The sequence below is a fragment of the Parvibaculum sp. genome (assembly GCF_045863935.1).
Lineage (GTDB): Bacteria > Pseudomonadota > Alphaproteobacteria > Parvibaculales > Parvibaculaceae > Parvibaculum.
The window spans coordinates 1-5052 of sequence record NZ_BTVP01000073.1 but is presented as its reverse complement, the minus strand read 5'-3'; the positions used below and the strand labels follow the sequence as shown (position 1 = coordinate 5052).

The 5052-nt window shown below is 59.6% G+C and carries 6 protein-coding genes; 5 read left to right on the top strand and 1 reads right to left on the bottom strand.

Features of this window, described 5'->3' with window-relative positions:
* The 5 genes from ACKUUH_RS16980 to ACKUUH_RS16960 form a co-directional block, all read left to right on the top strand.
* Positions 1-619: NAD(P)(+) transhydrogenase (Re/Si-specific) subunit beta (locus ACKUUH_RS16980; RefSeq protein ID WP_407951074.1), on the top strand; the 619-nt coding region annotated here is incomplete at its 5' end.
* Between the two features lie 93 nt (positions 620-712).
* Positions 713-1090 (top strand): DUF4345 family protein, encoded by a 378-nt coding sequence (locus ACKUUH_RS16975; protein WP_407951073.1) that lies wholly within the window; start codon positions 713-715, stop codon positions 1088-1090.
* Between the two features lie 33 nt (positions 1091-1123).
* Positions 1124-1474 (top strand): DUF6614 family protein, encoded by a 351-nt coding sequence (locus ACKUUH_RS16970; protein WP_407951072.1) that lies wholly within the window; start codon positions 1124-1126, stop codon positions 1472-1474.
* Positions 1461-1955: an N-acetyltransferase family protein gene (locus tag ACKUUH_RS16965; RefSeq protein WP_407951071.1), complete on the top strand. Its 495-nt coding sequence runs from the start codon at positions 1461-1463 to the stop codon at positions 1953-1955. The genes ACKUUH_RS16970 and ACKUUH_RS16965 overlap by 14 nt, the downstream gene beginning before the upstream one ends.
* 582 nt (positions 1956-2537) lie before the next feature.
* Complete coding sequence (locus tag ACKUUH_RS16960) at positions 2538-3386, top strand: DUF3800 domain-containing protein (protein ID WP_407951070.1); 849 nt, start codon at positions 2538-2540, stop codon at positions 3384-3386.
* Between the two features lie 23 nt (positions 3387-3409).
* Here ACKUUH_RS16960 and ACKUUH_RS16955 read toward each other — a convergent pair whose 3' ends face one another.
* Entirely contained in the window at positions 3410-4756 is a 1347-nt protein-coding gene (locus ACKUUH_RS16955; protein ID WP_407951069.1) for a hypothetical protein, read from the bottom strand.
* Between the last annotated feature and the right edge of the window lie 296 nt (positions 4757-5052).

The window sequence follows — 5052 nt, the reverse complement described above, 5'->3', positions numbered from 1 at the left end:
CATGTGCAAGGCGATGAACCGCTCCTTCATCAGCGTCATTCTCGGCGGCTTCGGCGCCGATACGTCGGCTGCCGCGGGCGGCGCCGTCGAGACGCGTCCGGTGAAGCAGGGATCGGCGGACGATGCGGCCTTCATCATGAAGAATGCGGGTTCCGTCATCATCGTGCCGGGCTACGGCATGGCGGTGGCGCAGGCGCAGCACACGCTTCGCGAAATGGCCGACATCCTCAAGAAGGAAGGCGTGAAGGTTTCCTACGCCATTCATCCTGTCGCGGGCCGCATGCCCGGCCACATGAACGTGCTGCTCGCGGAAGCGAACGTGCCATACGACGAAGTGTTCGAGCTGGAAGACATCAACAGCCAGTTCAGCCAGGCGGACGTTGCCTTCGTCATCGGCGCGAACGACGTCACGAACCCGTCGGCCAAGACCGATCCGTCGAGCCCGATCTTCGGCATGCCGGTGCTCGATGTCGAAAAGGCGAAGACGGTTCTCTTCGTGAAGCGCGGCATGGGTTCGGGTTATGCGGGCGTCGAGAACGAACTCTTCTTTCGCGACAACACCATGATGCTCTTCGGCGATGCGAAAAAGATGGTCGAGGAGATCGTCAAGAACCTGTGATCGCCGTCAGACTGGACGAAGCAAGCGGGCGGTGCTCACATGAGCCCCGCCCGTTTTCTTTCAGACGGGAACAAAAAAGGGGAATGAGGAAACATGATCTGGCTGGGCCGTATAGGCGTTGCCCTGGTGGGGCTTTTTTCATTGGCGATGGGGTTGATGGCGTTCGCCTCTCCCGTTCAGGTGGGTGAGATGCTCGGGCTCGGCGCGCTGTCGCCGCTTGGCGCGAATTCGCTTCGCGCCGATCTCGGTGCGTTCTTCCTCGCGGCGGGGCTCGCCTCGCTGCTCGCGCTCTTTGCGGGGCGGGCTCACTGGATGTGGGGCGCGGCCGCGCTTTACGGCTTCGCGGTCATCGGCCGCGTTCTCGGCGTCGTTCTCGAAGGGGCGCCCGAGGGTGTCGCACAGTCGATTGTCGTCGAGCTGGTTCTGGTCGGCCTGTCGGTCCTCGGCGCGAAGACGCTCGCAAGGAACTGATCCGCGCCGCCCGTCCTTATCTGGGGAAACGTCATGGACATCTATCACGGCTGGTTCAACCTGAAGCCCGGCGTGCGCGACATGGATTTCGTGGATGCCTTCACGAAATACATGGACCGGCTCGAGGCCGAGGGCGTCATCGAGGGCTGGCGGCTCATGCGCAAGAAGCTCGGCCTTGCGCCCGCCCATCTCGGCGAATTCCACTTCATGATCGAGGTGGCGGACCTGACCCAGCTCGACAGCGCCTTCGACTGGGTGGCGACGCGGGCCGACCCCATCGAGAGCGATCACTATGCGGTGAATTCGCTCGTCCAGAACATCCAGTTCGCCCTCTACCGCGACTTCCCCGATCCCGTGCGCGAGCAGGGCGATGAACGCTTCTGACAGGGGCGCGGTCGCGTTGCGCCGCGCCCGTCCGCAGGACCGTCCCGCGCTCATCCGTCTCATGGGCGCGCTTAACGAGTTCGAGGCCGCGATCGAGGAGAACCGGGCGGACGCGTCCGCCGCCGAAGGCCATCTCGACTGGGTACAGAGTGAGATCGAACGGCTCGGCGGCGTGACGCTCGTGGCGGAGCTTCAGGGCGCCGTCGCCGGTTTCCTTTGCTACACCTTCGAGGAGGACCCCGGCACCTTCGTGCGGCCGGAAAGGCGCCGTCACGCCCTCATCTGGGATATCTCGGTCGCGGAGGAGGCGCGGGGGCAGGGCGTCGGCCAGGCCCTGCTCGATGCGGCGGAGGAAGAGGCGAGGACCGCGGGCGTCGGCGAAATCCGGCTCTATGTGCTGGAGGTCAATTCGCGCGCCCGGCGTATCTACGAGGAAGCGGGCTACCGCAATTACGAACGGCTGATGTCGAAACGCCTCTGAGGCTCCAAAACGAAAAACGCCCCCGGAAACCGCCAGCCGTTCGGGTAACTGGTGGCTGAGGGGAGAACAATAAGGCCACATCTTGTTATATGGATGGGTTGCTTATACCGGTAGCTGCGTATGGCACTAGAAAATGCCGCTCACCGAGGAGGGCCACAGGCACGAATGCGAGGTATTTTCTGGATCACGCAATAAGCAAGTAGAGAGCTTGTCTTTTTGGAAGATTCAGCCATATAGACTTCATCACCCCCCGGACTGGCTTCGGCTACCCGGCGCACGGCGGGCGGAAGCCCGCCGTTGCTCTATTTGTCGAGGCTTTGCCCTTGATAAACGAGGTTAAGACTATAGATATTTCTTGTCGCAGAGATGGACTTTCAGCGGCAGCTCGCCGGGAAACCGGTTTACACCCAAGAGTGGAATATCCAAGAAGCGTCCAATTAGATTTTTATGGGTAACAGGTCCGGCCTTGACACATTTGTCAGTTCGACCTATATAGCTAACTGAGACGCGACCTGAGAGATTGGGTTGCCCTCGTTCCGAGGCCCACGCGAAAGCGTGGGCTTTCGTGTTTCTGGGCCCCACATGCTTTATATCGCGTATCTCGACGAATTCGGCCATATCGGCCCGTACATATCCCGCGAAGACCCATCCTACAATGACAGTCCGGTCTTCGGGCTAGGCGGGATGATTTTGCCTTACGACAAAGCCCGGAGCTTTGCGACTTGGTTTTACCAGCTCAAGTGCCGCCTTTTGGCTTGGGAAATTGAACAGTCTGGTCAACATCCTGCGACGTGGGAGAAAAAGGGCTCGTCTCTCTACACGACACAGAACGTCGTCAAGTACCAGGAATTGCGGCAAGGCACCAATCGCTTGCTCAATAAAATTCGCGGTGTTGGCGGACATGTGTTTTACACGGGGATCGAGAAGGATCGTCCCGTGGAAAGATCCAACGCCAAAGCTCTTTATCTTTCGGTTCTCAGTCAAGCCATGCGCAAGCTGGACCAATACGCCATGGAGCATGATGCTCAAATCATGATTATCATGGACGAGCATCAAGACCGGGAGGCGATTTTAACAAGAGCTTCTCAGGCCATGTATGGCAAAACCAATCCGCGTCGGCGGATTATTGAGCCCCCCTTCCAGGTTGAAAGTCATAGATACCAAACCTGTCAGTGCGCGGACTGGTTATGCGGCCTGATAGGTAGAATAGGAGCATTCCAGGCTCGTCGCGACGAATGGAACGACATGGCTTGGGTTGAGACCTATTTCTTGAATCGGGTCCAACAGGCAATCACCGAGCATAGCGGCATCCGGCTTCAAGGTGTGACCAGAGAGATTAGTACCGAGGAAGAGTTGGCGGTTGTTGTAGCTTCCGAGACGGATGCCATTGAAAATGGTGAACCAGCTCAAGATGTCTCCGACGCGGAATAAGGCTGTTTCGTCCCGACCATTCTTCAAGAGCTCCGTGGCATCCAGTAGATGATGTCCTCGAATCTCACCGGCCCCTTCGCGAGACCAAACTTCATCGCCGGCGTGCTCTTGCCGCCGTTCGTGCGGATGTAGTTCGTGTAAACGCGGAATATCTCGAGCATCTGTAGAACACGCTTCGGGTCGTAGGCGTGATAGCCGCTCCAGAGACGGCTGGCGTTCGAGCGGGTCGGGATGGGGCGCTCCAGATAATTGATTTTCCTCCGCAGGCGCATGAAGTAGTTGTCGACGGGCGCGAGCGTCGCACCGGCAAGCGTCCATCCGATGCGCTCCGGCGTTTTGTTGCCGGTGTCGGTCAGATAAAGGATGCGGCGCCGCGGCTCGTTTGTCGTGCTCTTGGGATGAGGCACCCAGCGCTTACGCCAATCCGGCTCTCTCGAAACGGCCGCCGCATACTCATCCGCCATGAACTTCACGATTGCCGCTTGCTCCGTATCGCCGGAAGCTAGTGCGAGAGACGCAATTTCCTTGTTGGACCTGCGCGCGAGGTCCTTTTTCTCGTCGATGGTCATCTGCTTCTGGAACTGGACATAGGCCATCTCGGCCTCTTCCATCAGAATCTTCGGCGCGAAGGCGGAGATGAAAGCGGCGCGGAGAACTTCGTCCTGGTCGCTGTAGATGGTCACGTATCTGGCGCCAGCAACGAAACGGCGAACGAGCCTGGCATGCGCATAGGCCGTGTAGTCGAGATGCGTCATCACCCCATCGGGCGATAGCTGATTTCCGCGACCGGGAAGGTCCGGACGCTCCGGGTCCGGCAAGATGCTCTCCCAGCGGTTCTTGGCGGCAATCAGTTCGTCCACTGTCATTTCTTCGCCATCGAAGTCGGGGCGGATGTCCGTTTTCGATGTTCCAGCCATCCGTGCGAACTCGGCATTCAGCCAATATTGCGGCTGGGCACGGAAGTAGCTTCTCGTGCCGGGTGCGAAGTCACCATTCAAGGCTGCGGCGTCTTCGACCTCGGTCTGGTTGATGTCGGGGTCGAAGTTGAGGTGATGGCCGAAGACATACTGGCTGTCGACCTCAACCGTACAAATGGCGGTGAGCTGAATGTTCTTGCGCGCCGACTTGCTGCGCCAGTTTATCATGTAGTCCTGCCGGTCGACGCAGAGCTGCACGCGCTTTCTCTCGATGCGATGAGCTCGCCGCTCGCGCTCGCCGGCAAAGCCGCGGCACTGACGGTAGAGGAAGTCGAGCTTGTCATAGATGGCGGATGCCGAAAGCCCCGTCACTTCCATGATGCCGCGGAGCGGCTTCTTCGATACGACTTCGGCGAAGACCGTGCGGTTGAGATGTGGCGCCTTCTGCCGCACCGTCGCCTTGAGCTCGACGGAGAATGTCTTCCGGCATGCCTTGCATCTGAACCGCTGGGCCCCTCGACGGCCTCCATGCGCCGCATAGGCTTCAGGCCGGGAATACACGCCCACCCCGGCATTCGCGCAGTCAGGCGTCCGGCACGACGGCTCCGGCCGAGGCTCCAGATAGGCGGAGATGCGAGACAGCTCCGCCGCGATTGCCGCATTGCTCTTGATTGAAAGAGTTCGCAGGCACCGTTTGCATTTGAGAAAACTGTCCGGCGCCACCCTGGAGTCCCCGGACAGAACATAGT

Bases quoted from the DNA above. Each gene is read 5' to 3' on its own strand.
- ACKUUH_RS16975 (WP_407951073.1), top strand. From the start codon at position 713: ATGATCTGGCTGGGCCGTATAGGCGTTGCCCTGGTGGGGCTTTTTTCA.
- ACKUUH_RS16970 (WP_407951072.1), top strand. From the start codon at position 1,124: ATGGACATCTATCACGGCTGGTTCAACCTGAAGCCCGGCGTGCGCGAC.
- ACKUUH_RS16965 (WP_407951071.1), top strand. From the start codon at position 1,461: ATGAACGCTTCTGACAGGGGCGCGGTCGCGTTGCGCCGCGCCCGTCCG.
- ACKUUH_RS16960 (WP_407951070.1), top strand. From the start codon at position 2,538: ATGCTTTATATCGCGTATCTCGACGAATTCGGCCATATCGGCCCGTAC.